Raw genomic sequence first — 24,379 nt, forward strand, 5'->3', positions numbered from 1 at the left:
TGCCGTCACCGGAAAGCGCCCGGCCGACAGCCCGTCGCGCATGGTCAAGGACGAGCTGGTGCCGGCCCGCGATGCGGCGCTCTCCGCGTATCGCACAGGCTTCCTCAAGGCCATCGACCATGCGCTCACCCTTCAGGTCGAGGCGCGCCCCCAGTCCATCGCCGCCTGGCGCGGCGCGCTGCTCGCCCCCGATCCCGCCAAGCCCGGCTGGTTCGCGAAATCGCCGCCCCAGAAGCCCACCGACGCTCCGGCCGAAGCGGACCCGCCCCAGGCGAAGGCCGCCGGAAAGCGCGCTGCTCAAGAGGCGAGCCCGCCGCCGCCCGACGCCCCAGGCCCCAAGGGCGGCATGCTCGACTTCCTCGACGGGCTGAAGAAGAAGCCCGCCGCCGCGCCCGCCGCGCCGAGCGAAGCGGCCAACCCCGCACCCGGCGAGGCCGCAAAAGCGCCGGCCGCTCCCGCGCGCCGGCCTGCCGGAACGGAGAAGGTCAGCAAGCCTCCGGCGCCGATCAAGCTGCCGCGCGCCCTTCGCAAGAAGGAGCCCGGCAAGGAGCTGATCGTGGTTCCCGCGAAGGCCGAAGCGAAAGGCAAGGGGAAGCCCACGCCGGCGGCACGGCCGCGCCCGATCCGCCCCAAGCGGGCTATCGGCTGGCGTCCGATCCTCTTCAAGCTTCTGGTCGGCGTCGGCGTCGCCAGTGCGGCCGTCTCCATCCAGGAGCGCTTTCCGCGAATCCAGAGCCACGGCAGCAGCGAAACCTCGGCCGGGACCGCCTCCGCGATCCGCACCGCCTCTCTCCAGGAGGTGCCGGTCATCCGCCCAATGGCCGAGCTCTCGGGCCACGTCGGCCCGGTCACGGCCGCAGCCTTTACGATCGACGGCGCGTCGATCGCCACCGTCGGCGCCGATGCCCGCCTCAAGATCTGGAGCGCGAGCTCGGGCGCGCTCGTGCGCACCATCGAGCTCGACAACGGCCCCGCGACGGCGCTCGCCGTCTTCGGCGCCAACGCGCTCACCGGCCACGCGTCGGGCGACATCGTGCTGTGGGATTGGCAGCGCGCCGAGAAGATCGCCGCCTTCCGGCGCAATGATGCCGGGATCGCGTCGCTGGCCTTCGCCGGGCGCTCCGACCGGATCGCTGCCGCGAGCGACGACTGGAAGGTCACGTTGTGGGACAGCACGGCCCCCTCCGCCCCGCTGCAGGTCATCGACGCGCACGAGAACGCCGCTGAAGCCCTCGCCTACGTCACCACGGCGAAAGGCCCGCGCCTGGCGTCCGGCGGGGCCGACAAGATCGTGAAGCTCTGGAATCTCGATACGCTCGACCGCATCCGCACCTATCGCGGACATCGGGACGCCGTCTCCGCGCTGGCGTTCTCGCCCGACGGAGCACTCCTCGCCTCCGCGAGCCGCGACGGCAACATTCGCATCTGGTCGACGGGCTCGGGCCGCACCCTGCGCCGCCTCTACGGCCATCGCGGACGCGTCGGCGGCCTCTCGTTCTCACCCGACGGCAAGACGCTGGCTTCGAGCGGTGCCGACGGACAGCTCCGCATCTGGGATGTCGCGCGCGGCCGGACGCTACGCACCATGACCGGCCACGGCGGCCCCGTGAACGCGGTGAGCTTCGCGCCCGACGGCGAGCGCCTCGCCTCCGCGGGCGATGACGGCATCGTGCGTATCTGGGCCAACCCCGCCGCGCACGCGACCCTGAACTGAGCGCACGCGGCTACCAACTGACCGCGAAAAAGAAAATGGCCGGGTCGAAGCCCGGCCACGACGAGACAGATCGTTTTCGCAACCGCCCTCAGCCCTTCGCGCGCGCGGCCTCATAGTCGCCGATGTGGCCCTTGAGATCCACGTAGGCGGGGCACCCGGTGCCGCACCGCTGCGCGATCTCGTCGAGCTCTGCATGCGCCTTGTCGGGCTCACCCTTGGTGAGAAACGCTTCGCCCATGTACGCCCGCGCCACGACGTAGTTGGGGTTCACCGCGAGCGCCTGCCGGTAGAGCGGCAGCGCCTCCTCGACGTGCCCGAGCTTGCGCGTCGCATAGCCGATGTAGGTGAGCACGCGCTCGTCCTTCTTCTGCGCGAGCATCAGATAGCCGAGCGCCGTCTCGTACTGGCCGTTCTTCGCCAGCCAGTAGCCGGCATAGAAGAGCTCCTCGTCCGCCATCCTGGCGCTCGCCGCCCCGACACAGGCCGTCCAGGCCGCGGACGCCTTGTCATGCGCGTCGCAGACTGTGCTCGCCGGGCCCGTATCCTTGGCGATCAGCGCCTCGGCCATCGAAGGCGCGCTCGCAAGGGCCGCCGCCAGTCCCGAAGCAACGAGAAGTCCTGCCGTCCTGGATACGAAGGTCGTCATCAGTGATCCCCTTTGGGGCGGCGCGATGCCGCCGGAATTGGATGCGATCGCACCCATGGATGAGCCGTCCTCAGCTTCGCGCCTCGAACGCGACGATCTCGCGCTTGAGGTTCGCGAACGAGACCGAGCCCGCCCCCGCCCGCCGCTCGATCTCGTCGAGCTCGGCGCGCGCACGGACGACATCGCCCTTGGCCAGGAAGGCCTCACCCAGGTATTCGCGGGCCTGAACATAATCGGGTTTGATGGCGAGCGCACGCGCGTAATAGGGAAGCGCGCCGTCTACGTCGCCGAGCTTGCGCGTCGCATAGCCCATCGCGTTGAGGGCGCGCGGATTGTCCTTGTCCTTGACGGTCGCGAGCAGGGCCAGCGCATCGCTATGCTTGCCGGCATGAGCAAGCCAGTAGGCGCCGTTGACGATCTCGTCGTCGGAAACGCCGTGATGCGGCTTGCAGGCCGGCTTGTTCTTGTTCTTGGCCTTGGTGCAATCGATGCGGGGCTTGGCCGGACCGTCATCGTCGGCGAGCGCGGGCGCGGCCCCCGCGAGCAGGGCCGCCGCGGCGAAAGCGGAAACGAGAGGTCTCGCAAGCCGTGAACCGATCTGTGCCATGAAACCCTCCTTGAGGTGCGCCCAGCGCCACATGAGGGGGCAAATCTACGCCCCGACGGCTGCGATGTCCATGCGGCCGGGGCTGGGGATTTCCCGGCTTTTATCCCGCTCGGCCAAAGCCATGCCATCTTTCGAGCACAACGCTCGGCAATGGGCTTCCGGGCGGCGCGGCGCACGGCCGCGACATCGCGGGGACATGCGACGGAGGACACGTGCTCTGGTGGCGCAAACGCAATGAAGGCTTCGAGTGGCGGGACTACGTGCGCACGACGATCCTCGTGCGTCGCGAGCAGCGCCGCCAGCGCCTGAAGGACGTGAAGGAGGCCGCCGCTCACCAGGTCAAGGACGCCGGCCGGCGCGGCCTCGATGCGGGTCTCGCCGGGGCCCGTAGCGCGGGCGCCGGCACCGTCTCCGGCTTCCGACGGCTCGGAAGCGCAGCCTGGAGCGGCGCGGCCCTCCTCGGCCTGTGGGGCAGGAAGGCCGGGCGCGCCCTTGGCATCGGAGGGGCCATCGCCGCAGGCGGCCTCTGGCTTGGCGCATCCGCGCTCGCCCGCCGCATCGGCGCTCCGCTCGGCCCCGTTCTCGACCCCATCCTTGATTGGGCCCGCAGGCCGAGAGCGAGCATCGCCCTCAAGGTCATCGCGGCGCTCGCGGGCCTCGGCGCGGCCTACCGCACGTGGGCATTTGGCTTCGACGCCGATTCCGCCATCGCGACGGCGATCTTCGCGCTCTCGGGCGGCCTGATCGTCCTCGCCGCTCTCACCGCTGCTCCCGATCCCGACCGGACGCGCCGGCTGGGCGCGCGGGACGGCCTGTTGGTCCGCCTTCGCAGCCACGCGTTCGTCCTTCCCGGCGGAAGGCGCCTCTCCGCCGGGGCCGCTCTGGCCCTGATCGCGGTCGTTGCGGCCGGAACGTCGGCGGTCGTCCTCGTCCGCCACGGACCGCCGGCCTCCGTGGCCTCCCTCGCCTCTACGCCGGTCACCACCGGCGCGCTGCCCCAATCCACCGATCCGTGGAAGCTCGAAGGGCGCGCCGCAGCCGTCACCGGCGACACGCTGCGCATCGCCGGAAAGACCGTCCGGCTCGACGGCATCGAAGCACCGGAGACGACGCAATCATGCCGGCGCGGAACCCGCTCATGGCCGTGCGGCACGGCCGCCAAGGAGGCCCTTGCGGCGCTCCTGCGCGGCCGGCGCATCACGTGCGAGATCCTCGGCGAGGACGCGGACACTGACGCGATGCGCGCCCGCTGTGACACCGCCGGAGACGACATCGCCGAAAGGCTCGTGCGCAAGGGCCACGTCTTTGCCGCGGGCGGCTTCTGGGGCAGCTACGCAGGGGTCGAAGACGAGGCCGAGACCGAGCGGGTCGGGCTCTGGGCGGGCGAGGCGGACCGCCCGCAGGACTTCCGCGACAAGCGGTGGGAGGAAGCCAAGAAGTCGGCCCCCGAAGGATGTCCGATCAAGGGACCGGTCCGCTCGGGGGCCCGCGTCTATGTGCTGCCGTGGGCCCCGAGCTACAACAGCATCCGCGTCAGAGCATCGCGCGGCGAGCGCTGGTTCTGCAGCGAGCGCGAAGCCGAGGAGGCCGGTTGGACCCGTGCCGCACGCTCCTGACATTCGGATCGCCGTCCGAAGTCGGATTTGCCGCCTGAAAATGGAAAGCCCGCGACCGGGGGGGCAGGTCGCGGGCTGAAGAACTGTGACGCCCCTAGGGGGGATAGGTGGGACGGCGCCACGTTCGCAACCCATAGAACCCCAAACGACCCGCCATTGCAAGAGTTTCGAGAGGCGAATTGTCGAAGTTGCTTAAGATTTAGGCTCGCAATCAAGAAAAACGGTACGCGAGAGGCTTCGAAAGAATCCCTTAAGAGATACAATATGACAGATACTTTTCGATATTAGGGCAGCATCTTTCCCGGATTGAGGATCCCGAGCGGATCGAGCGCTCCCTTGATGGCCCGCATGGCCTCGAGCGCGGGGCCTCCGAACTCCCGTGCCATATGGCCCGCCTTGCCCTGGCCGACCCCATGCTCGCCGGTAGACGTCCCCCCCATTGCCAGCGCGCGCGCCACGAGCCGGTCCAGGAAGGCCCGCACGCGCCCGCCCTCGTCCCGCCCGCCGGCATCGAAGACTACGATCACGTGGAAATTGCCGTCGCCGACGTGTCCGACAATGGGCGCGACGAGACCGCTGGCCGCGATGTCGGCCTCCGTCTCCGCGACGCACGTGGCGAGGGCCGAGATCGGCACCGCGACATCGCTGACCACGAGGGACCGGCCGGGCCATGTCGTCCTGACCGACCAGAATGCGTCGTGCCGCGCCCGCCAGAGCCGGCGCCGCTCGGTTTCATCCGCCGCCCACGCGAACGCGAGCGCACCGTTGGCAAGCGCGATCTCGCGGAATTGGGTGAGCTCTTCCTCGGTCGCGGCCGCCCCGCCCGCGATCTCGACGAAGAGATGCGGCCGCTCGGGCAACGCCAGCTTCGAATGCGCATTGACGGCTGAGACCTGCAGCGCATCGAGCAGCTCGACGCGCGCCAGCTGAAGCCCCGATGCCGTGGCGTCCATGGTCGCCTCGCAGGCGGCAGCAACGGTCTCGAACGGACAGGCCGCCGCGACGATGCGTTCCGGAACGGGATGGAGCTTGAGCGTCAGCTCCGTGATGATGCCGAGCGTGCCCTCCGAGCCGACGAGCAACCGCGTCAGATCGAGTCCCGCGGCAGATTTGCGGGCCCGCCCGCCGGTCGTCATCACGGCGCCGTTCGCCATCACCGCCTTGAGCGAGAGCACGGTATCGCGCATCGTCCCGTAGCGCATCGCATTCGTCCCGGACGCGCGCGTCGCCGCCATGCCTCCGAGCGTGGCGCCGTCGGCGCCGGGATCGACAGCGAAGAAAAGCCCGAGGTCGCGCACGTGCGCATTGAGGGCCGGCCGCGTGACGCCAGCTTCGACCGTGCAATCGAGATCGCGCGCCGACACGGCGAGAATGCGCGTCATGCGGCTGAGATCGACCGAGATCCCGCCGAGCGGCGCATTCACCTGCCCCTCGAGCGACGTGCCCGCGCCGAAGGCGATCAGCGGCACGCGATGGCGGCCCGCAATTTCGACGATCGCTGCCACCTCGTCCGTCGCCAACGGCCACACCACCGCATCCGGCGGCGCGGCCTCGATCCAGGTGAGTGTATTGGCATGCGCGGCGCGCACCGCTTCCCCGGTCTCGACCCGAGACCCGAGCAACGCCTTGAGCTCGGCAATCGCCTGCGAAACGCCCGGCGCCTCGCGCATCCCTCAGAACCTCCCGCGGCCGGCGGCTTCTTTTTGAGCATGAGTTGACGTAAGACTGGCGCACCTGCCGGCTTCGCACATCCGCTCACGGGAGTAAATCATGCTTCGCACCGCGCGATTGGCGCTCTGTGCCCTGATCGCCGCCTGGGCATGGCAGGCCGGCATGGGCGAGGTCCGCGCCGGCGCGGCCGCGGAACCCGACACCGCCACCGAGGCTGCCGGCGACCGCGACGTGATGTTCGGCCACCAGGACATCGGCACGGGGCTCGACCACGCTGTGATCGAGGTCGGCCGCGACATCGGCAAGTTCGACCGCATCCGCCTCAGGGCGATCGGCAACGCCATCCACGTCCACGCGCTGCGCATCCAATTCGATGACGGCACACAGCGCCACATTCCCGTCGCAGCCGACATCGAGGCCAACGCGCACTCGGACTGGTTCGACATCGACGAGGGGCGGTTCATCCGCGCCATAGAGCTCGCTTATCGCCCCGAGCCCGGTGCCCGGGGCGGCACGCGCGTCGAGGTGACCGGGGAGTACGCCAAAGGCTGGCTCGCGGCGGCCGGAGAAGGGCGCACCTATCACCAGGGCTGGATGCTTCTCGGCGCCCAGACGGCAGGCTTCACGGGCTTCGACCGCGACATCATCCGCGTGGGCGCGAACGAAGGCGGTTTCTCGCGCCTGCGCATCGAGGCCGTGGACCGCGCCATCACGCTGAAGGAGATCCGCGTCAAGTTCGCGAGCGGCCCCGACGAGGTTTTCGCCATGCGCGCACGCGTCGATCCCGGCAAGCCCTATGGCCCCCTGGAGTTCAAGGGTGGCAAGGCGCCGATCACGTCGATCGTGGCCACCTACCGGTCACGGTTCGATCTCCGCAAGGGCCTGAAAAGCGCCTTGAACGGCCGCCCCGCCGTTGTCCAGATCTGGGGTCAGCATTGAATTTCCCCTCCCCCTCGCGCCGAAGGCGCGGCTCCGCCACGACGTGGGAAGGGGCCAGGGGTGGAGGGACTCCCAACGCAATGGCAGCGAAATTTCCACTCCTGCTCGCGCTCGTCCTCGCCGCACTCGCACCCCTCGCCCACGCCGGCGCGCAATCCTTGGAAGTGCTCGCGACGGCTCGAACCAACAATCGCACCGAGAGCCTGACCTTCCGCATCCCCACGCACCAGGCGCGCGTGTCCGAGCTGCGCATCCGCTCCGGCAGCCTTGCCGTGACACTCGCCGGCATCGAGATCGAATTCGCGGACGGCACGCAGCATCGCGCTCTTCTGCAGGAGACTTTGCCGCCGGGGCACCAAAGCCAGCCGATCCCGGTCGATTCCCGCCGCCCGGTCAGCAAAGTGTTCGTCACCAAACGCCCAGGCCTGCAAGCCGGCGAAACCGCCATCCAACTCATCGGCAAAGTGAAGCGCTAGGTTTTTCCGTTTCAGATGGATCGTCTCTCCCCCTCACCCGGAAGCGATCGTCCAGGCGAAGCATGGCTTCGCCATGACGCTGCGCGGGTGAGGGGCACTGCACTGTTTCGATCTAGGTCGGAAAGGCAAACCCCCGGAAAACAAGGGGCACAGACGGCTGCCCTTCCCGACCTCCGCCGCGACGGGGTACCCTCCGCCAAAGAGATTCGGACCCCCGCGCGCACCCATGCCTATCCGCCAGCTCAGCCCGGAAACCGTCAACCGCATCGCTGCCGGCGAGGTGGTCGAGCGTCCCGCGAGCGTCGTCAAGGAGCTGGTCGAGAATGCGCTCGACGCGGGCGCGACCGAGATCGAGGTCGTCACCGTGGCCGGCGGTCTGTCGCTGATCCGCGTCACCGATAACGGCTGCGGCATGGACGCCACCGATCTCGCGCTCTCCGTCGAGCGTCACGCCACCTCGAAGCTCGACGGCGACGACCTGCTCGCCATCCATACGCTGGGCTTTCGCGGCGAGGCGCTGCCCTCCATCGGCGCCATCGCCCATCTCGCCATCGCCTCGCGTCCGCAGGGCGCGCACGACACCCTCGAGATCACCGTCGACCGCGGCACGAGAGAGCCCGCGAAGCCCGCCGCTCTGAACCCCGGCACGCGCGTCGAGGTGCGCGATCTCTTCTCGGCGACGCCGGCGCGCCTCAAGTTCCTCAAGTCCGAGCGCGCGGAGAACCTCGCCGTATCGGAAGCGGTGAAGCGCCTGGCCATGGCGCACCCTGACGTCGGCTTCTCGCTCACCATGGGCGAGCGCACGGGTCTGCGCCTGCCGCGCTGCGCGCCGGACGCGGACGGCATGCTCGAACGGCTCGGCCGCATCATGGGCCGTGAGTTCATGGTCGATGCCGTGCCCGTCAGAGGCGAGCGCGACGGCATCGCCGTCAGGGGTTTTGCGGGCCTACCGACCCTTCACCGCCCCGACGCGGCCTATCAGTTCCTGTTCGTCAACGGCCGCCCGGTGCGCGACAAGCTCGTCGTCGGCGCCGTGCGCGCGGCCTACGGCGACACCGTGCCGAAGGGCCGTCATCCGCTCCTCGCCCTGTTCGTCGAGCTGCCGCCGGCCGAGGTCGACGTCAACGTGCATCCGGCCAAGGTCGAGGTCCGCTTCCGCGACACCGGCGCCGTGCGCGGCCTCTTGATCGGCGCGCTACGCCACGCGCTCGAGAGCGCGGGCTTCCGCGCCACCGCCGAAGGCGCCACCCGCACGCTCGAAATGCTGGCGCGCACCGCCTCGTCCGATCCGGGCGCCCAGCGTCCCGCATTCGGGAACGGCGGATACGCGTCCGCGGGCGGCTTTGCGGAAGAATGCCAGGCGCCGTTCGCAGCGCTCGATCTCCCGGCCGCTGACGCAACGGCGCACGAGGAGCCTCTCGCCGGGGAGAACGAAAAACGCCCGCTCGGCGCCGCCCGCGCCCAGCTGCATGAGACCTACATCGTCGCGCAGACGGACACCTCCGTCGTCATCGTCGATCAGCACGCCGCCCACGAGCGCCTCGTCTACGAGCGCTTGAAGAAGGCCCTCGCCAGTGGCGGCGTCGCCCGCCAGGCGCTCCTCATCCCGGCCATCGTCGAGGTCGGCGACGAAGAGGCGCTCGTGCTCGACGAGAAGAAGGCAGAGCTCGCCGAGCTCGGCCTCGTGCTCGAGCGCTTCGGCCCGGCCGCGGTGGCCGTGCGCGAGACGCCGGCGCTGCTCGGCCACGCCGATGTCGACGGCCTCGTCCGCGATCTCGCTGCCGGGTTGCTGGCAGAGGGGACCGCGGCGCTGCTACGCGACCGTCTCGAAGCGGTGGCTTCGCGCATGGCCTGCCACGGCAGCGTCCGCGCCGGACGCCGCCTGACCGCGCCCGAGATGAACGCGCTGCTACGCGAGATGGAGGCGACACCCTTCTCCGGCCAGTGCAACCACGGCCGCCCGACTTATGTGGAGCTCAAGCTTTCCGACATCGAGCGCCTCTTCGGCCGCAAGTAGGCGCGCTCCAACAGACGTGTCTGGATCCCGGCCGCCATGCGGAACATGGCTTCGCCCGTCCATGCGAAGCATGGCTTCGCCATGATGCCGGGATGAGGTTTGTATATGTGGAAACCGCTCGCCCCAACTCTCCGTCACACCGGCTGAGGCCGGTGTCCAGACACGTTTCAGCAAAACGCGCACGCCGCGCCTATCTGAGCCGCCCGAACACCGCCTGCGTATCGCCCCAGCTCCGCCGGTCGATCTCCTCGAAGCCGTCCGGCAGCGCCACCTCCGCGCTCGCGCGCTCCTCGAGCACGATCACCGCACCCGGCGCGAGCCACGCGCCGTCACGGAGCTCAATGAGCGCCTTTTCGCCGAGCGCCCGTCCGTAGGGCGGATCGAGGAAGGCGAGGTCGTACGGCCTCATGTTGCCGGCCGGACCGAGATCGGCGGCATCGCGGCGAAAGATGCGCGTGATGCCCGTGAGCCCCATCGCCTCGATGTTGGTGCGGATCAGCGCACGCGCCTCCGGCGCCTCCTCGACGAACAGGCAGTAGCCCGCGCCGCGCGACAGCGCCTCGAGGCCGAGCGCTCCCGTCCCCGCGAAGAGATCGATCGCCCGCGCGCCTTCGAGCGAGAAACCGTCAACCCCGTGCAGCAGGATGTTGAACATCGCTTCCCGTACCCGATCCGACGTCGGCCGCACACCGTCATGCTGGGGCGCGGCCAGGGCGCGCCCGCGGAACCGTCCCCCGACGATGCGCATCAACCGCCCTCGCGGGTGCGGGCTTTGTTTTTCGCCGGACGGGCGGGCTTTCTCCGGCCGGACGCAGGGTCGCCCGTATCGACAAGCCCGAACCGGGCGGCAAGCTCGGGCCCAAGCTGATCGGCGAGCACGCGCCGCCGGACCACCTCCGCCTCGCCCGGCTTGAGGTCGAGGAGCTGGAACGGGCCGAACGAAATGCGGATCAGCCGGTTCACGTCGAGGCCGAGGTGCGACAGCACCTTGCGCACCTCGCGGTTCTTGCCCTCGCGGATGCCGACCGTGAGCCACATGTTCGCGCCCTGCACCGTATCGATCGCGGCCTCCACCGGCCCGTACCGCACGCCGTCGATCTCGACGCCCGCCTTGAGCGTGTCGAGATCGCTCTCACTCACGCGCCCCTTGGCGCGCACGCGATAGCGCCTGAGCCAGCCCGTCGCCGGCAGCTCGAGATGCCGTGCCAGCGCGCCGTCGTTGGTGAGCAGGATGAGGCCCTCGGTGTTGACGTCGAGGCGCCCGACGGAGATCACGCGCGGCAGTCCCGGCGGCAGGCTGTCGAACACGGTCGGCCGCCCCTGGGGATCGTTGTGCGTCGTGACAAGCCCTTTCGGCTTGTTGTAGCGCCAGAGCTGCGACGGCTCCACGACCGGCAGCGGCTGCCCGTCGACGAGCACGCGCGCACCCGGCCCGATCTCGACACCCGGCGTTGTCAGAACCTTTCCGTTGACACTGACGCGCCCGTCCGCGATCCACCGCTCGGCGTCGCGCCGCGAGCAGAGACCGGCGCGCGCCATGGCCCTGGCAATCCGCATCGGCTCGGCGACGGAAGGCGCGTGCCCTGACCCGTGTTTGGCCGCACCGCCCCGTTTTGCTGCACCGGTCCGTTTGACCCCAGCGGACCAGGGCCGGACACGCATGCCCTCTTTTTTGCTGCCATCACGCCGCCGGCCGTCTCCGCCGTCGCGGCCGGGCTTGTCGGCATGGGAAAGCAGCCGCTCGCCCCCACCGGGTCGCCGGCGAAGCCGGCCGGCCCGGGGCGAAGGCTCGTCGCCCCGCGTCGCATCCGCCCCCTCCACACGCGCCTTGCGCAGCAGGTAGCGCGTGCGCGAGGGAGATTGATGCTCGCGCGCGTCGCCCGTGCTCTGCGACCGGCCGCCGCCCGGCCGATCGCCGCGCCGATGCGCTTGCGGCTTGCCCCGCGGCGGGCGATGTCGGAAGGATGACTTGCGCATGGGGTTCTGGCTCGCGACGCACGAGAAGACAAGGACGACGCCCTTATGACATCGCCGGCCCGCCTCGGCCACATGGAACTGGCGCTACGGGAAGCACGCGCCGCCGCGGCCCGCGGCGAGGTTCCGGTCGGCGCCGTTCTCGTGAGCCCGGCCGGCGAGGTCATCGCCACAGCCGGCAACCGCACGCGCGAGCTGTCGGACCCCTCCGCGCACGCGGAGATGCTGGTCATCCGCGAGGGCACGGCCAGGCTCGGCAGGGAGCGGCTCACCGGCCATGACCTCTACGTCACGCTCGAGCCCTGCCCGATGTGCGCGGCCGTGATCTCCTTCGCCCGCATCCGCCGCCTCTACTACGGCGCCCCCGATGCGAAAGGCGGCGGTGTCGAGCATGGCCCCCGCGTGCTCAGTCACGCCACCTGCCACCATCGCCCGGAGCTCTATCCCGGCCTCGGCGAAACCGAGGCGGCAGCCCTGCTCAAAACCTTCTTCGCCGCGCGGCGGCCTGACTAATCGGACGGCGCGATGCCGGCCCGGTGCCCGGCCAGCACCCGCTCGAGCGCCGCGCGGAGCTCGGCCTTTGCGGGCTCGGCGGCGGCGAGGATCTCCCGCACCTTCAGGAACTCGAGCGCCTGGTAACGTCCCGTTCCCGCGTCGATGTAGATGTCGGGCCGGCGGACCTTGAGCTTCTCGCGCACAATCGAGCGCTCGAAGAGAAACGACGACTGAAACAGCGCCTCGAGCGCCGTCGGCCGGGGCCGTGACGGCGACGGCACCGTCGTTCCCGACACGTCGATCGCAACCAGGATGTCGGCCTCCTCAGCGATGAGATCGAACGGCAGCGGATTGGTGAAGCCGCCGTCGATAAACGTGCGCCCGTCGATCAGCACCGGCTCGAACACCACCGGCAGCGCTAAGCTCGCCGCGACCGCCGGGCGGACCGGGCCGGCGGCGAACACCGCGGTTTCGAGCGCGTAGAAATCGCTCGCCACGACGCGCAACGGGATCGCAAGCTCCTCGAACGTCTCCGGCACGCCGGACGGCAGCACGAGGTCGAGCAGCGCGCTCGGCGCAAGGAATGCCGACCGCGCCGATAGGAAATCCAGGAACCCGTTTCCCTGCACGCGGGCCGCGAAAAGGTCGCGCACGAGCCCGATGCGCTTGGTCAGCATCTCCTCGGTGTGACTGCGGATCTCGCGGGCCGAAAGCCCCGCCGCATAGGCCACCCCGAAAAGCGCCCCGATCGACGTCCCGGCGATGATTTTCGGTTTGAGTCCAAGCTCGTCGAGCACCTCCAGCATCAGGACGTGCGCGAGCCCCCGCGCACCCCCGCCGCCGAGAACGAGGCCGATTGAAGGCGGGCCGGCCGGCCCGTCTCGGTCGCGTTTTGCCGCACTGCACAAAAACGGCGCGTCTGCCATGATCAAGCCTCGGAGATCCTTTCTCTGCCCACCCCGGGCGGCTCCGGCCGGACCAGCCGGCACGACGGAACAATTGACCGCCGACGACGTCCGGTGAGCGCACCGGGCCTGGCCCAAAGCAAGGCCAGATAACAAACACCTGCTCGCCTGTCATTCAACGACGGAGACGATCATGACACCCCTCAGGGCCATCCGCGCCGCGACCTTGATGCTCGGCCTTTCGCTCGCCGCCTCGGCCGCCTCCGGCGCCACCGGAGAGCAGACATCGGACATGCCGGCATCGATCGGCAACGCCATCGCCGCGCGCATCATCGCGGTGAAATGCAACCGCCCGATGTTGCCGACGGCGCTGACGCAGGCGGAGATCGCCGAGCTCGACACCTTCATCGACGAGCGCCAGACCGCCTTCATGCTGGAGAGCAAGGCGAACCAGCGCCTGAGCGAGATGGTCTTCCCGCAGCTCGCGCGCGACTACAACAAGATCTACAGCAACCCGGACGCCTGCGACGCTGCGGCCCGCGACATGGCCAAGAGCGTGCTCGAGCGTGTGCGCGCAACGCAAGCCGAGCGGAAGCAGCGCGCCGAGGTAAAACCTTAGGCGCCCCCTCGGAAACAGACAAACGGGGCAGGTCGCGGATCCGCGGCCTGCCCCGTTTCACTATCCGGCCGGCATCGCCTCAGGCGAGCTTGAACGGCATCTCGTGGCCCGCAAAGAACGCATCGATGTTGTCGAGCGCTTCGAAACCCATCTGGTTGCGGGCTTCGACGGCCGCCGAGCCGAGATGCGGGAAAAGGAACGTGTTCGGCAGGTCATAATAACCGTCGTTGATCTTGGGCTCACCCGCGAACACATCAAGGCCGGCATAGGCGAGGCGGCCCGACTTCAGCGCCGCGATCATGTCCGCGTCGTTGACGAGATCGCCGCGCGCCGTGTTGACGACGATAGCGCCCTTGGGCAGCTTCTCGATCACGTCCTTGTTGAAGAAATAGCGTGTCTCCGGCGTCGAGGGCGCATTGATGGAGAAGAACTGCGAGACGGCGAGCAGACTGTCCAGGCTGTCGTGGTAGGTCGCGTTGTACTTCGCCTCGACCTCGGGCTTGGCCCGGTAGACGTCGAAATAGTGGATCTCCATGTCGAAGCCGCGCGCACGCTGCGCCAACGCCTGGCCGATCTTGCCGAAGCCGTAGATGCCGAGCTTCTTGTTGTCGAGGCGCTGGCCAACGAGCTGCAACGGCTGCCAGCCCGGCCACGAGCGCGTACGGATCATGCGCTCGCCTTCCGGCGCGCGCCGCGCCGCCCCGAGCAGGAGCAGCATGGCGATCTCGGCCGTCGCCACCGTGACACCGTGCGGCGCATTGCCGACCTTGATACCGCGCGCCCTGCAGGCTTCGAGGTCGAGATGGTCGAAGCCGATCGAGAACGTCGAGATGCACTTGATATTCTCGGGGATGCGGTCGATGACCGCCTTCGGGCACTTTTCGTTGAGCGTCAGCAAAAGGGCATCGACCGACTTCGCCGTCTCGATCATCTCGTCGATGGTGATCTTCGGGTCGTCGCCGTGCGCGATGACGTCGTAGGTCTCCCGCGCCCGCGCCATGACGGCCTCCGGCAGGGGCCACGTGATCAGGATCTTCTTTTTAGCCATGGGTCGCGTTTCCTCCCCTGGATCGGATTTTGATGTGAGGCTGGCCGCGATCCATGCCGCATGAAACGGCCTGTGACAAGTCTCCCGCGGCGTAATTTCGCTCGGCTAACCCTCGCCGCAGTGCGAAAAATTGCGTGCGGCGATCCCAGTTCGGAGCATCCGCAGCCGCCCGCGCTAACCGGGTTGCCCACTATGCCCCCCGCCGCCTGGGCGATGTCGGCCACCCCCTCCCCCCGGGCCGGCCCGGCCCCCTTCGCTCTTTTTATTACTCTACCGCGGCGCCCTTTTCGTTGCCCCGCGCCCGGTTTCGCAGATTTGGGAGTAAGAACCTAGAACCTGACCTTCACGCCGCCGTAGGCTGCGAACGGCTGGGCCGGCGAGATGGTGCGCGGATTTTCAAAGCCAGTTCCGCCAGGCCTCAGATCAGGCGCGTCATCAGCTTCGAAGTACGTGCCATAGAGACCGTATTTCTGGTCGAAAAGATTCTTGATAAGGCCATAGACCTGGATATTGTCGGTGATGTCATACGACGTGTGAAGATCGACGCGCGTATACCCCCCGAGCATGGATGAAATGCCGTCCTCGTCCGCTTCTTCCTTTTCCTCGTTGGGGTACAGCGGCTGATTGCTGGCCGCCACGAGATCGGCGCCGACCTTCCATTTGTGTGTCAGCCAGTAGTCGAAGCCGGCCTTGAAGATGTGACGCGGAATGCCGGGCAGGCGGTCTCCGGATTCGAGGAAGGCACAATCGCCCTCTTCGCCCGGATTGGTGCACTTATCGAGCGTGGCATCGACGAAGGCGTAGTTGGCATAAACATTCCACGTGCGCGTCTCGTAGGTCGCCGTCAGCTCGACACCCTGCCGCAGCGTATCGCCGGCGTTCACGAAGTAGATGCGTCCGGTGTCATTGATGATGGGAAGGATGTCATCTTCCGACATCGTACGGAACAGGCCGGCACCCCAGGTATAGCGCCCGCCGTTGTAGAACCCTTGCCCCCTGAGACCGATCTCGCCCGTCCGCCCGACCACCTGATCCAGCGGCGGATCGTCGGTGAGGAAGCTCTCGATGAGGCACGGAACCTCGGGCTCGGCGCAGCCGAGCTCAGCCGGCGTCGGCGCACGGTTCGACTCCGAGTAGCCGCCATAGACCGACAAACCGGGGAGCAGCTTGTAATTGGCGCCCGCCATCGGGTTGAAGCGATCGTACTTGTTGGTTGCGTTGAGCTCGTCGAATTCGCCCGTATTGTCTTCCATCTTGATGGTGGCGTGATTGTAGCGACCACCGACCGTTACGGTGAGCTGATCCGTAACCTCCATGGCATTCGAGAAGTAGACGCCCCAATAGGTATTCTCGGTATCGAGATCACGCGGTGCCAGCTCGTCGGGCCCGGTGACGATGATTCCCGCGCCTTCGGCAACGTAGCCTGGCCTGATGGTGGCGAGCTCGCTCGACGTACGGTAATTGGACGTGCCGTGGTCGTAGGACACGCCCGCGATGAACAGGTTCGGTCGCCCGAACAGCGGCGTCTTCTCTTGTCCTTCCAAAACGCCGCCCCAGCTATCGCTTTTCGTGCGGAGGCGGTCGACTGAGCCCAAAGGATCGAGGTCATCGTCGGCAAGGATCGGCCCGCCGGGGCCGGTGACGATCTCCTCGACTTCGTTTCCGTCCTCGTCCTCTTCAATCAGACATAGATAAGGGCTGCCGGAGCACTCCTCGATCTCCGTCACGTTGCCGTCGATCACGCTGTTCTTGTAATGACGGTAATAGCCCACGCCCGAGAACGTCAGCGTATCGGTGGCTTTGATCTTCGCCGACAACGTCGGCATGATCATTTCGGGAGTCGACTCCTGCGGAGTCGTGAACGTATTGCTCCAGCTCTCTTCAAGCAATTCGACGGGCGCAGCCGCAGACGCTCCGATTTCGTTCTTCGCCGCCGACAGGCTGAAGTGAACCTCCGCGAACGTGCCCTTGAAACCGAGATCGCCGTAGAAGCGCTTGATCTCGCTGTCCGAGTGATGGCGGAAGCTGTCGTCCCAGATCCCCTCGGCCGCCACATAGGCGCTGGCATTGCCGCTCGTTCCGCCCGCCTGCACGCCGACCTGGCGCCGGCCGAACGAGCCGGCCATGACGTCGATCTCGCCGCCCTGGTAGCTGAAGCCGTCCTTCATCTGGATGCTGATCGCGCCCCCGAGCGCGTTCAAGCCGAACGACGGGTTGTTGCTGACCACCGACATGGAGTCGATCGCGTTGCTTGGCAGGAAGTCCCATTGCACGACGTCGCCGAAGGCTTCGTTGATGCGCACACCGTTCTGATAGACGGCCAGACCTTGCGCGCGCCCGCTGACCGACGAGACCGTGAAGCCGCGGAAATTCACTTCCGAACGGATCGGGTTGCCGGCGGCGTCGGAGATGATGATGCCCGGCACCCTCTGCTGAAGGACCTCCTGGACCTGCCCCGTGCCCTCGCGCGCGATATCCGCGTCCGTGATGTTCGTCACCGCGCTCGGAACCGTGATCGGCGCGGGCAACCCGCCGCCGGCCGCACCTTGCGCTCCACCGGCGCCAAGTCCTTCCGATGCAACGGTCGCCGGTGCAGTGGCGAGCGGCGTCACCGCGGGTGCTTGCTTTCGGGCGCGCGCCGCGTTCTGAGCCGGTGTTCCCTGCACGACGTCGACCGCCGGAAGATCGGCAGCCTCCTGAGCGCCGGCCATCTGCGGTCCCACGACAAGCGCCCCTGCAAAGATGGCCACTCTTTTGAATTTCATTCCCTGCCTCCCCGTCAGTAAGTGCGCGACGCCATTGACGCGTACCCGCTGTCTCCCCCGTGATGTCCCGTCCGGGCCATTACTGTGGGCGACGATGAGGGCGCGCCACAAAAGGGTCAACATTGGAACGGCGCACACGCCCTATGTTGGCGCGATTTCCCGGGTTATGTGACGAATGCGCATCGGGAATATTTCCCGATTTCTACGTGAAACGATCCTTAACGGGAAAAAGGACTGATTTTCGGGAGTTGTTCCTTGTGTTGCTGGGGCATTTCGGCACCTATACCTAGGTGTATTTGGAGGCAATCGAGCATGGAGACCTGCGCGCATCCGATGGCCTCCCGAATCGCGGCAGTCGTGAACGTCCGAAGAGCGGCCCTTTGATCATTCGGCGCGGGAAGCTCTGGAAAAAATCCATGCAACGTCACCCGCGTGATCGGTTGATTCCAGGCTCGATTTCGCGATATTGACCTATGCAGGCGGTGCCCGAACGAACGAACATGCGTCCGTTACGCCAAGCGGAGCGAGCCCTGGAGATGACTTCCAGGGCCGCAAGTGAGGAAGGGACGGCGGGCTCATGTCAGGTTATAATAAAACGTTAAATCGGTGAGCCGCCGCGAAGCCGTCGCCGACGGCGCGCATCCGGCCAGCCCGCGAATCCAAAGTTTAGGAGGAAGCTCTTGAGCCGCCACATCTGCGCCAGAGGCAAAGCCCTCGGCATTGCCGCCGCATGTCTGTCCATCGGTGCTTTGCCGGCGCTCGCCGAGCCCAAGGCCCTGACCGTGGAGCTGAACAAGCTCGAGCCGCAGGGGGCCGGCTGCCGCGCCTACATGGTCGTCCAGAACGACGACTCGACGGCCTACGCCACGCTCAAGCTCGATCTGGTCCTGTTTCAGCAGGATGGCGTCATCGGCCGGCGCTTCGCCATGGATCTGGCACCGCTGAAAGCCCAGAAGCGCACCGTGAAGCTCTTCGATCTCGACAATATCTCGTGCGACAAGATCGGCAGCTTCCTGATCAACGATGTCGTCGAATGCAAGTCGGACGCCGGCCCGGTCGAGAATTGTCTGGCCGGAATAACAGTCAAATCGCTCACGGGCGTGCAGCTCATGAAGTAGTGGGAAGTAGTAAAGGGTATCCGCCGTGGAGCAGATGACGTCCGCAGCCGCTCACGATTTCTCATTCTACAGCCTCGTTCTGCAAGCTGACCCGGTCGTGAAGGCCGTCATGCTGCTGCTGGTGCTGGCCTCCGTCGCCTGTTGGGCGATCATCCTGGAAAAGACCATTCGCCTCTGGAGGTTGGGCCGTGACCTGAAGCGTCTCGAGCGCACGGTCAGCGACACGCCGACGACCGCCGCCCCGCGCGGCCTGGTCCGCACGCTTCTCGCATCCGCCCATCACGAGGCGGAGGACGGCGGACGGAACGAGTCCCGCGCCGAGCTGCGCGCCCGCCTCGAACGGGCCATGCGCTCTTCCCTCAAGGGTGAGTTGCAGAGGCTCGAGGTCGGCCTGCCGTTCCTGGCGACCGTCGGCTCGGCGGCGCCCTTCGTCGGACTGTTCGGCACGGTCTGGGGCATCATGAACAGCTTCACCTCCATCGCGCAGCAGAAGGACACCTCCCTTGCGGTCGTCGCGCCCGGCATCGCCGAGGCCCTGTTCGCGACCGCCCTTGGCCTCGCCGCGGCGATTCCCGCAGTCATGGCCTACAACATGATCTCGGTCTCCCTCGGACGCGGCTCGAACCGCGCCGGCACGACGATCATCGAGCTGGCCAAGCGTCTCTCGCGCCCCCAGTCTGAAGGGTTCTTGCGGCCGGGCGGAGCCGAGCCGCTGCGGGCAGGAAAGGCGTCCTGATGGCGATGGCGGTCGGCAACGGCGCACCGCAAGGCGACGAGGACGACGGCGGCTATCGGCCGATGGCCGAAATCAACATCACGCCGATGGTGGATGTGATGCTCGTGCTGCTCATCATCTTCATGGTCGCCGCGCCCCTGATGGTGGCGGGGGTGCCGCTCGAGCTTCCGAACACGTCCGCCGCCCGCGTCAGCCAGTCGAAGAAGGCGATGGTCGTGTCTCTTGCCGGCGACGGCGCGCTCTACATCCGCGAGGAGCAGGTATCCTCGGACGGCCTCGTGCCGCGGCTGCGTGAGCTGCGCGCCGCGGAGGGCGACACGGTTGTCTATGTGCGCGCCGACAAGAAGAGCAGCTACGGCGACGTCATGGACGTTCTGGGCCGCGTCGGCGAAAGCGGATACGGCCGCGTCTCGCTGCTGTCGCAGCCGAAGCCCAAGCCGCAGTGAGCCTGGTGTGATGATCGCGAAATTCGCCCTATCAAGCGGCCTGCTCCCGAGCGAATTTCTCGATCTGAATCACACGAGCAAGTCCATGAGTCTAGCGTCCCTTATGAGTCCGAAGTTCGCTATGGGACCTAGCCGCAAACTCAATCGAACTTCAGAATCGGGACACTAGGGAGTCCGTCGCGTAACATGCCGCTTCGTACTGCCGCCTGGCTGACCTCGTTCGCGCTGCACCTCGGCGTCGTAGCGTTCTTTCTGGTCACGCCCGGCGGGGCGTCGCTCGAGGAAGGATCCGGCGAGGATGCCTTCATCGTCGAGCAGGGAGCCTACCAGGAGTACATCGCAGCCGTGGAGGCCCCGCCCCCGGCCCTCGCCTCCGCGCCTCCCGTCCAGGAGGTGAAACCCATCGAGGAGGACGCTCAAGCCGTCATCTCGTCCGAGCACGGCCCCGACCAGGAGAAAGTGGTCGAGGAAATCGAGGAGGTCGTCAAGGAGCCGCCGAAGGAGCAGGTGGCCGCCGTGCAGCAGACCGAGCTCGCCGTCGAAGAGCAGAAGGCGAAGGAAATTATCGCGAGGACGGGCGGCGACACGACGGCCATTTCCGCCTATCGCGGCAAGCTCTTCTCGCACATCTCGAAGAAGAAGGTGAACCCGCGCTCGAAGTTCGCCGGCACCGCGGTGGTCCGTTTCACGATCGGGCCGCAAGGCGAGCTGATCTCGCGCGAGATCAGCTCGAGCTCAGGCTCGAAGGTGCTCGACGACGCGGCCGTGGCCTCCATCGACCGCGCCGCGCCGTTCCCGGCCATGCCGGCCGACGTCGGAGACGAGCCGATGATCGTCTCCGTCCCGTTCAAGTTCTCGGTCCGCTGACGCGCCGCCACCCCGACGGGGCGTCACGGCGGCGGACGCCTCACGACATCGCGATCTCCTGCTCGCGCAGCGCACGCTCGATCGCCAGGTTGAGGTCGTTGATCACCGTCGAGCGGTGTGCGAGTTGCAGCACGAACGCCCGCACCTCGAACTCGACCGCGGACGCGCCGAAGCCGATGAAGAACACGCTCGGGGCCGGCGTATCGAGCACCTGCGGCGTCTCCTTGACCGCCTCCAGAATGGCCAGCTGCGCGCGCAGCGCGTCGGTGCCGTAGCGCACGGCGACCTTGAGGGTGACGCGCGTGATGCTGTCCGTCAGCGTCCAGTTGATGACCTTTTCCGTGATCAGAGACTTGTTTGGGATGATGATCTCGCGGTTCTCGCCGTCCGTCATGCTGGTGGCGCGGATGTGGATGCGCGACACGGTGCCCGTGAGGTTGCCGATCGTCACGGTGTCTCCCACACGCACCGGCCGTTCGAAAAGGATGATGAGGCCGGAGATGAAGTTGGCGACGATCTCCTGCAGGCCGAAGCCGACGCCGACGCCGAGCGCCGCGACGATCCACTGCACCTGCCCCCAGTCGAAGCCGATGCTGCGGAACGCGAAGATGATGCCGACGATCGCGATCAGGTAGCGGCTGACGGCGCTCACCGCATAACGCGTGCCGGCTTCGATGCGCAGCCGGTGCAGCGCCGTGATCTCGAGCAGCCCCGGCAGATTGCGCGCGGCAATGAACGTGATGACGGCGATCGCGGCGGCGACGAGCACGTTCGAGACCGCGACCGGCACGCTGCGCGTCGCCCCGTCCACCGTCACCGACTGCTGCCACAACGGAACGTCGAGCAGCGCGAGCGACGGCAGCGCCTCGCGCCAGAAGAAGTAGAGGGCAGCACCCAGCACCAGGAAGACGGCGAGCCGCACGAGCTTGCGCGTCTGCTCGCTGATGGAGGCGATGTCGACCTCGGGCTCCTCGATCGCGACCGGAGCGGCCCCGTCGATGTGAGCTTCCGCCTGCGCGGCGGCCTGCTGACGCGCCTTCTCGCGGCGTTCCTTGGCGCGCCGGATCTCGAGCCGCCGGCGCGCGACCAGGACCTGACGCATGATGACGTTGTAGGCGAGGAACGCGCCGATCACGATGACGACCGACAGCGTCAGCCCGGACTGGATCTGCGAGGCACCGTCGTAGTACCCCCAAAGGGCGAGACCCGCGATCGCGAGCGGGACCGCCGAAAGCAGCGGATACCAGACGAACCGCGTGCCCCACAGGAGCTGGCCGGGGACCAGGCGGTCCGAGAAAACGCCGCGGCGCGGAGCCAGGACGCGCGCGAGGAACAGCGAAGCCAGGATCCCGCCCGCGAGGAAGGCGAACCGTCCGAGTCCGTCGCGGAGGTTCTGCGAGCTGCTGGCGTTGATCATGCCAAGCAGGAACGCCACCGGAACGATCGCGTACTTGAACCAGACGACGTTACGCAGCAGCGTCTGGCGCGCCCGCTCGAGCCACCCGAAATGGGCCGAGAGGAGCCCGTGCTCGACGGACGCACACTGAACGAAGCGCAGAAACGCGACGATCGACGCGACGGCCAGCAGCCCCATTCCGACGCCGGTCGTGAACTCCGACGCCTGCGGAAGCTGCACGAGGAGCCAGCCAGCATATCCGAACAGGATCGGCGAGCGGATGGCGAGCAGCGTCGAAATGACCAGCGCCTCCGGCGTACGCCAGGAATTGTCGGTCGAATAGCGGCCGATGGCCTCGGCGATCCTCGCGAGACGCGCGAAGAGGCGGCGCGACAGCAGCATAAGCGCGGCAAAGACGACGAGGACGAGGCCGCTGAGAAGCGGCCGGTCGATCGCACGGTCCCAAAGCGTCCTTGCAGCCGCCGCCCAGGCCCCGGGATCTGCGATCCAGCCGAAGCTTGCCCTGACCTGGTTGAGCCAGCCCGCGCCAACCGGATCCGACGTCGGAAGCCACAGCAGGCGGCTGTTGAGCAGCCCCCGGAGCTGGGTCGTCTGGTTGAGGAGATCGCGTTCGGCGGCATTGAGCTCCGCAAGCTGCGAGATACGTGCCACGAGCGCATCGTGGAGCTGCGCGTAGAGCTCGCGTCGCTGGACAACGAGCTTTTCGAGCGCGGCGCGAACCTCCGGCGTCGCCGCCGGCATCGGCATCTCGCCCTTGGCCGCACTGGCGAGCAGCCGCTCCGCCATGCCGCCGGCATCCGACAGCGCGCGGCGCGCCTCTTCCACCTGCAGCCGCCGCAATCGCGCATCGACGATCGCCTGATCGCGATCCCAGATGCTGCGATTGAGCTGCGACGTTACGGGGAGCTGGGCCCGCATGGCGCGCAACAGCTCGCTGAACTCGCTTCCGATGCTGCCGATCTCGATGACCTGCTGCGCTGCGACCTTGCTGTCGCGCACGCGGACGATATCGGCCTGGATATCGGCAAGCTTCGATTTCCCGGCATCGACCTGCTTCGTTGCCTCGGCGCCGCGTTGCCGAAGCACCTCCGTGTCCTTGACGTAGGCTTCGAGCACCGGGTGTTGCGCGGAGAGCTTGCGCGCCTCCCGCTCGGTCTCGGCCTGTTTCTTCGCCGCCTCCGCATCCTTGAGCGTGTTGAGGTGTGCTTCGATGATCGGGATGCGCTTTGTGAGCCTGTCGAGCCTGGCCGCGGCGAGGTCGCGCCGCGCCGTCGCGGAGGCCTGCCGTGCCGGGAGGCTGATCAGCTCCTGCTCGAGCATGTTGAGCTTGGCCGTGCGGGCGCGCCGCTCCGCGGAGACGGCAGCCCGGCGCGCTTCGACAAGCACCGGATCCTGGTCGGCGGCCGGAGCCGCATCGGGGCTTTCCAGCGCATCGAGGGCCTGTTTCTCGCCCGACTGCTCCTCGCGCGCGCCGGTGGCCCGCGTGCTCATGTCCCTGAGACGCGTTTCGAGCTGGCCGAGATCCGTCTTGATGGTGGCGGCTTCGCTATTGGCCGCGTCAAGCGCCTGCTGCGCCTCGATGAGCGGAAGCTGCGCGATGCGCTTGGCGAACTCGTCGTTGGTGGGCTCCGTCTGCAGGGCTTCGAGCTGCTGCTTCGCCTCCGCGACGCGCTCCGCCGATCGCTGGCTCGCCTCCTGGAAGCGCGTGGCCGCCGCGGCGCTCGCGGCCGCGGCTTCGAGCTGACCCAGCGCCGTGCGCAACAGCGTCAGCGCCTCGTCCCGTATGGCAGGCGCCACGTCCGTGCGGGCTTCGAGCTCGCGCATGCGTGCCTTGGCACGCTCGAGCGTGCGTTCCGAGGAGGTCTGCGCCTCGGCGGCTCCCTCCTCCGCTGCCGCGGCCGGGGCCTGCTCGGACGTCTGAGGTGCAGCGGGAGCTGCCCCCGGCGCCGGCGCGGGCTGGCTCGCGGCGGCGGGTGGCGCAACCTTCGGCGACGGCTGTGCCTGGGACGGCTGCGTCGGGGTAGCAGTCGCAGGCGCCGATCCGGGTGCAGGAGCAGGGGCGGTTGCCGGCGCGGGCTGGTGCGCGCCAGCAGGTGGCGCGACCTTCAGCGACGGCTGCGCCTGGGCCGCAGGCGCCGTCTGAGGTGCCGGCGCGACCGGCGCCTGTGCCTGCGTCGAAACCGGCAGCGCCAGAGCCGCGACAAGGATCGCGCCGCGGACGAAGCTCAAGCGGGAGAATGTGATCATGGCCCGGACTGGCTGAGGGTTGCGTCGATCGACCTGAAAGCGCCGGACTGCATCCG

Annotated in this window: 20 protein-coding genes; 11 read left to right on the top strand and 9 right to left on the bottom strand. The window is 67.8% G+C overall.

Annotated elements, in window-relative coordinates; translation table 11 throughout:
• A partial coding sequence (locus tag V7082_RS05925; protein WP_334146733.1) for a WD40 repeat domain-containing protein occupies positions 1-1,714 on the top strand: 1,714 nt, incomplete at its 5' end.
• 88 nt (positions 1,715-1,802) lie between these two features.
• Here the strand turns inward: V7082_RS05925 and V7082_RS05930 are convergent.
• Both V7082_RS05930 and V7082_RS05935 read right to left on the bottom strand, forming a co-directional pair.
• Positions 1,803-2,417 (bottom strand): tetratricopeptide repeat protein, encoded by a 615-nt coding sequence (locus tag V7082_RS05930; RefSeq protein ID WP_334146734.1) that lies wholly within the window; start codon positions 2,415-2,417, stop codon positions 1,803-1,805.
• A gap of 13 nt (positions 2,418-2,430) precedes the next feature.
• Positions 2,431-2,967 (bottom strand): tetratricopeptide repeat protein, encoded by a 537-nt coding sequence (locus V7082_RS05935; RefSeq protein WP_334146735.1) that lies wholly within the window; start codon positions 2,965-2,967, stop codon positions 2,431-2,433.
• A 212-nt stretch (positions 2,968-3,179) separates the two neighbouring features.
• On the opposite strand from V7082_RS05935, the gene V7082_RS05940 reads away from it, so the two are divergent.
• On the top strand, positions 3,180-4,583 hold the full coding sequence (locus tag V7082_RS05940; RefSeq protein ID WP_334146736.1) for a thermonuclease family protein: 1,404 nt from the start codon (positions 3,180-3,182) through the stop codon (positions 4,581-4,583).
• Between the two features lie 284 nt (positions 4,584-4,867).
• On the opposite strand, the gene V7082_RS05945 is transcribed toward V7082_RS05940, so the two are convergent.
• Positions 4,868-6,253, bottom strand: a complete 1,386-nt coding sequence (locus tag V7082_RS05945; RefSeq protein WP_334146737.1) for an FAD-binding oxidoreductase — start codon at positions 6,251-6,253, stop codon at positions 4,868-4,870.
• A 100-nt stretch (positions 6,254-6,353) separates the two neighbouring features.
• Between V7082_RS05945 and V7082_RS05950 the strand changes: the two genes are divergently transcribed.
• From V7082_RS05950 to mutL, 3 genes are all read left to right on the top strand, one after another.
• On the top strand, positions 6,354-7,193 hold the full coding sequence (locus V7082_RS05950) for a hypothetical protein (RefSeq protein WP_334146739.1): 840 nt from the start codon (positions 6,354-6,356) through the stop codon (positions 7,191-7,193).
• 80 nt (positions 7,194-7,273) lie between these two features.
• Positions 7,274-7,669, top strand: a complete 396-nt coding sequence (locus V7082_RS05955; protein WP_334146741.1) for a hypothetical protein — start codon at positions 7,274-7,276, stop codon at positions 7,667-7,669.
• A 226-nt stretch (positions 7,670-7,895) separates the two neighbouring features.
• Positions 7,896-9,686 (top strand): DNA mismatch repair endonuclease MutL, encoded by a 1,791-nt coding sequence (mutL, locus tag V7082_RS05960; protein WP_334146743.1) that lies wholly within the window; start codon positions 7,896-7,898, stop codon positions 9,684-9,686.
• 190 nt (positions 9,687-9,876) lie between these two features.
• On the opposite strand, the gene rsmD is transcribed toward mutL, so the two are convergent.
• Together rsmD and V7082_RS05970 are read right to left on the bottom strand one after the other, a co-directional pair.
• Positions 9,877-10,434 (bottom strand): 16S rRNA (guanine(966)-N(2))-methyltransferase RsmD, encoded by a 558-nt coding sequence (gene rsmD / locus V7082_RS05965; RefSeq protein ID WP_334146745.1) that lies wholly within the window; start codon positions 10,432-10,434, stop codon positions 9,877-9,879.
• Positions 10,434-11,663 carry a pseudouridine synthase gene (locus V7082_RS05970; protein WP_334146746.1) on the bottom strand — a complete coding sequence of 410 codons (1,230 nt, stop codon included), beginning with the start codon at positions 11,661-11,663 and terminating at the stop codon, positions 10,434-10,436. The genes rsmD and V7082_RS05970 overlap by 1 nt, the downstream gene beginning before the upstream one ends.
• Positions 11,664-11,708: 45 nt before the next feature.
• Between V7082_RS05970 and V7082_RS05975 the strand changes: the two genes are divergently transcribed.
• Positions 11,709-12,173, top strand: coding sequence for a nucleoside deaminase (locus V7082_RS05975; protein ID WP_334146748.1), 465 nt, complete (start codon positions 11,709-11,711; stop codon positions 12,171-12,173).
• Here the strand turns inward: V7082_RS05975 and V7082_RS05980 are convergent.
• Complete coding sequence (locus V7082_RS05980; RefSeq protein WP_334146840.1) at positions 12,170-13,081, bottom strand: patatin-like phospholipase family protein; 912 nt, start codon at positions 13,079-13,081, stop codon at positions 12,170-12,172. The genes V7082_RS05975 and V7082_RS05980 overlap by 4 nt on opposite strands.
• A gap of 172 nt (positions 13,082-13,253) precedes the next feature.
• Between V7082_RS05980 and V7082_RS05985 the strand changes: the two genes are divergently transcribed.
• The gene (locus V7082_RS05985) at positions 13,254-13,679 is read left to right on the top strand and encodes a hypothetical protein (protein ID WP_334146750.1); all 426 of its coding nucleotides are present in this window, start codon (positions 13,254-13,256) and stop codon (positions 13,677-13,679) included.
• Positions 13,680-13,758: 79 nt separating this feature from the next.
• Here the strand turns inward: V7082_RS05985 and V7082_RS05990 are convergent, their stop codons facing one another.
• Both V7082_RS05990 and V7082_RS05995 read right to left on the bottom strand, forming a co-directional pair.
• A complete protein-coding gene (locus V7082_RS05990) occupies positions 13,759-14,727 on the bottom strand; it encodes a 2-hydroxyacid dehydrogenase (protein WP_334146752.1) in 969 nt (322 codons plus the stop codon).
• 329 nt (positions 14,728-15,056) lie between these two features.
• A complete protein-coding gene (locus V7082_RS05995) occupies positions 15,057-17,492 on the bottom strand; it encodes a TonB-dependent receptor (protein WP_334146754.1) in 2,436 nt (811 codons plus the stop codon).
• Between the two features lie 680 nt (positions 17,493-18,172).
• On the opposite strand from V7082_RS05995, the gene V7082_RS06000 reads away from it, so the two are divergent.
• The 4 genes from V7082_RS06000 to V7082_RS06015 all read left to right on the top strand — a co-directional run bounded on the left by V7082_RS06000 (position 18,173) and on the right by V7082_RS06015 (position 20,659).
• Positions 18,173-18,610 (top strand): hypothetical protein, encoded by a 438-nt coding sequence (locus V7082_RS06000; RefSeq protein ID WP_334146756.1) that lies wholly within the window; start codon positions 18,173-18,175, stop codon positions 18,608-18,610.
• Positions 18,611-18,644: 34 nt separating this feature from the next.
• The gene (locus V7082_RS06005; RefSeq protein WP_334146757.1) at positions 18,645-19,346 is read left to right on the top strand and encodes a MotA/TolQ/ExbB proton channel family protein; all 702 of its coding nucleotides are present in this window, start codon (positions 18,645-18,647) and stop codon (positions 19,344-19,346) included.
• Complete coding sequence (locus V7082_RS06010; RefSeq protein ID WP_334146759.1) at positions 19,346-19,792, top strand: ExbD/TolR family protein; 447 nt, start codon at positions 19,346-19,348, stop codon at positions 19,790-19,792. The genes V7082_RS06005 and V7082_RS06010 overlap by 1 nt, the downstream gene beginning before the upstream one ends.
• 186 nt (positions 19,793-19,978) lie before the next feature.
• Complete coding sequence (locus tag V7082_RS06015) at positions 19,979-20,659, top strand: energy transducer TonB family protein (protein WP_334146761.1); 681 nt, start codon at positions 19,979-19,981, stop codon at positions 20,657-20,659.
• Between the two features lie 40 nt (positions 20,660-20,699).
• On the opposite strand, the gene V7082_RS06020 is transcribed toward V7082_RS06015, so the two are convergent.
• On the bottom strand, positions 20,700-24,323 hold the full coding sequence (locus V7082_RS06020) for a mechanosensitive ion channel domain-containing protein (protein ID WP_334146763.1): 3,624 nt from the start codon (positions 24,321-24,323) through the stop codon (positions 20,700-20,702).
• Positions 24,324-24,379: the final 56 nt, after the last annotated feature.

Origin of the sequence: Hyphomicrobium sp. (assembly GCF_036833075.1) — a bacterium.
In the GTDB taxonomy this organism is placed as follows: Bacteria; Pseudomonadota; Alphaproteobacteria; order Rhizobiales; family Hyphomicrobiaceae; genus Hyphomicrobium_C.

What these genes read in the sequence shown, in the direction of transcription:
- V7082_RS05950 (WP_334146739.1), top strand. Translation starts at nt 6,354, where the DNA reads ATGCTTCGCACCGCGCGATTGGCGCTCTGTGCCCTGATCGCCGCCTGG.
- V7082_RS05980 (WP_334146840.1), bottom strand. Translation starts at nt 13,081, where the DNA reads ATGGCAGACGCGCCGTTTTTGTGCAGTGCGGCAAAACGCGACCGAGAC.
- V7082_RS05990 (WP_334146752.1), bottom strand. Translation starts at nt 14,727, where the DNA reads ATGGCTAAAAAGAAGATCCTGATCACGTGGCCCCTGCCGGAGGCCGTC.
- V7082_RS05970 (WP_334146746.1), bottom strand. Translation starts at nt 11,663, where the DNA reads ATGCGCAAGTCATCCTTCCGACATCGCCCGCCGCGGGGCAAGCCGCAA.
- V7082_RS05930 (WP_334146734.1), bottom strand. Translation starts at nt 2,417, where the DNA reads ATGGGTGCGATCGCATCCAATTCCGGCGGCATCGCGCCGCCCCAAAGG.
- V7082_RS05935 (WP_334146735.1), bottom strand. Translation starts at nt 2,967, where the DNA reads ATGGCACAGATCGGTTCACGGCTTGCGAGACCTCTCGTTTCCGCTTTC.
- mutL (WP_334146743.1), top strand. Translation starts at nt 7,896, where the DNA reads ATGCCTATCCGCCAGCTCAGCCCGGAAACCGTCAACCGCATCGCTGCC.
- rsmD (WP_334146745.1), bottom strand. Translation starts at nt 10,434, where the DNA reads ATGCGCATCGTCGGGGGACGGTTCCGCGGGCGCGCCCTGGCCGCGCCC.
- V7082_RS06020 (WP_334146763.1), bottom strand. Translation starts at nt 24,323, where the DNA reads ATGATCACATTCTCCCGCTTGAGCTTCGTCCGCGGCGCGATCCTTGTC.
- V7082_RS06005 (WP_334146757.1), top strand. Translation starts at nt 18,645, where the DNA reads ATGACGTCCGCAGCCGCTCACGATTTCTCATTCTACAGCCTCGTTCTG.
- V7082_RS05975 (WP_334146748.1), top strand. Translation starts at nt 11,709, where the DNA reads ATGACATCGCCGGCCCGCCTCGGCCACATGGAACTGGCGCTACGGGAA.
- V7082_RS05955 (WP_334146741.1), top strand. Translation starts at nt 7,274, where the DNA reads ATGGCAGCGAAATTTCCACTCCTGCTCGCGCTCGTCCTCGCCGCACTC.
- V7082_RS05995 (WP_334146754.1), bottom strand. Translation starts at nt 17,492, where the DNA reads ATGAAATTCAAAAGAGTGGCCATCTTTGCAGGGGCGCTTGTCGTGGGA.
- V7082_RS06010 (WP_334146759.1), top strand. Translation starts at nt 19,346, where the DNA reads ATGGCGATGGCGGTCGGCAACGGCGCACCGCAAGGCGACGAGGACGAC.
- V7082_RS05945 (WP_334146737.1), bottom strand. Translation starts at nt 6,253, where the DNA reads ATGCGCGAGGCGCCGGGCGTTTCGCAGGCGATTGCCGAGCTCAAGGCG.
- V7082_RS06015 (WP_334146761.1), top strand. Translation starts at nt 19,979, where the DNA reads ATGCCGCTTCGTACTGCCGCCTGGCTGACCTCGTTCGCGCTGCACCTC.
- V7082_RS05985 (WP_334146750.1), top strand. Translation starts at nt 13,254, where the DNA reads ATGACACCCCTCAGGGCCATCCGCGCCGCGACCTTGATGCTCGGCCTT.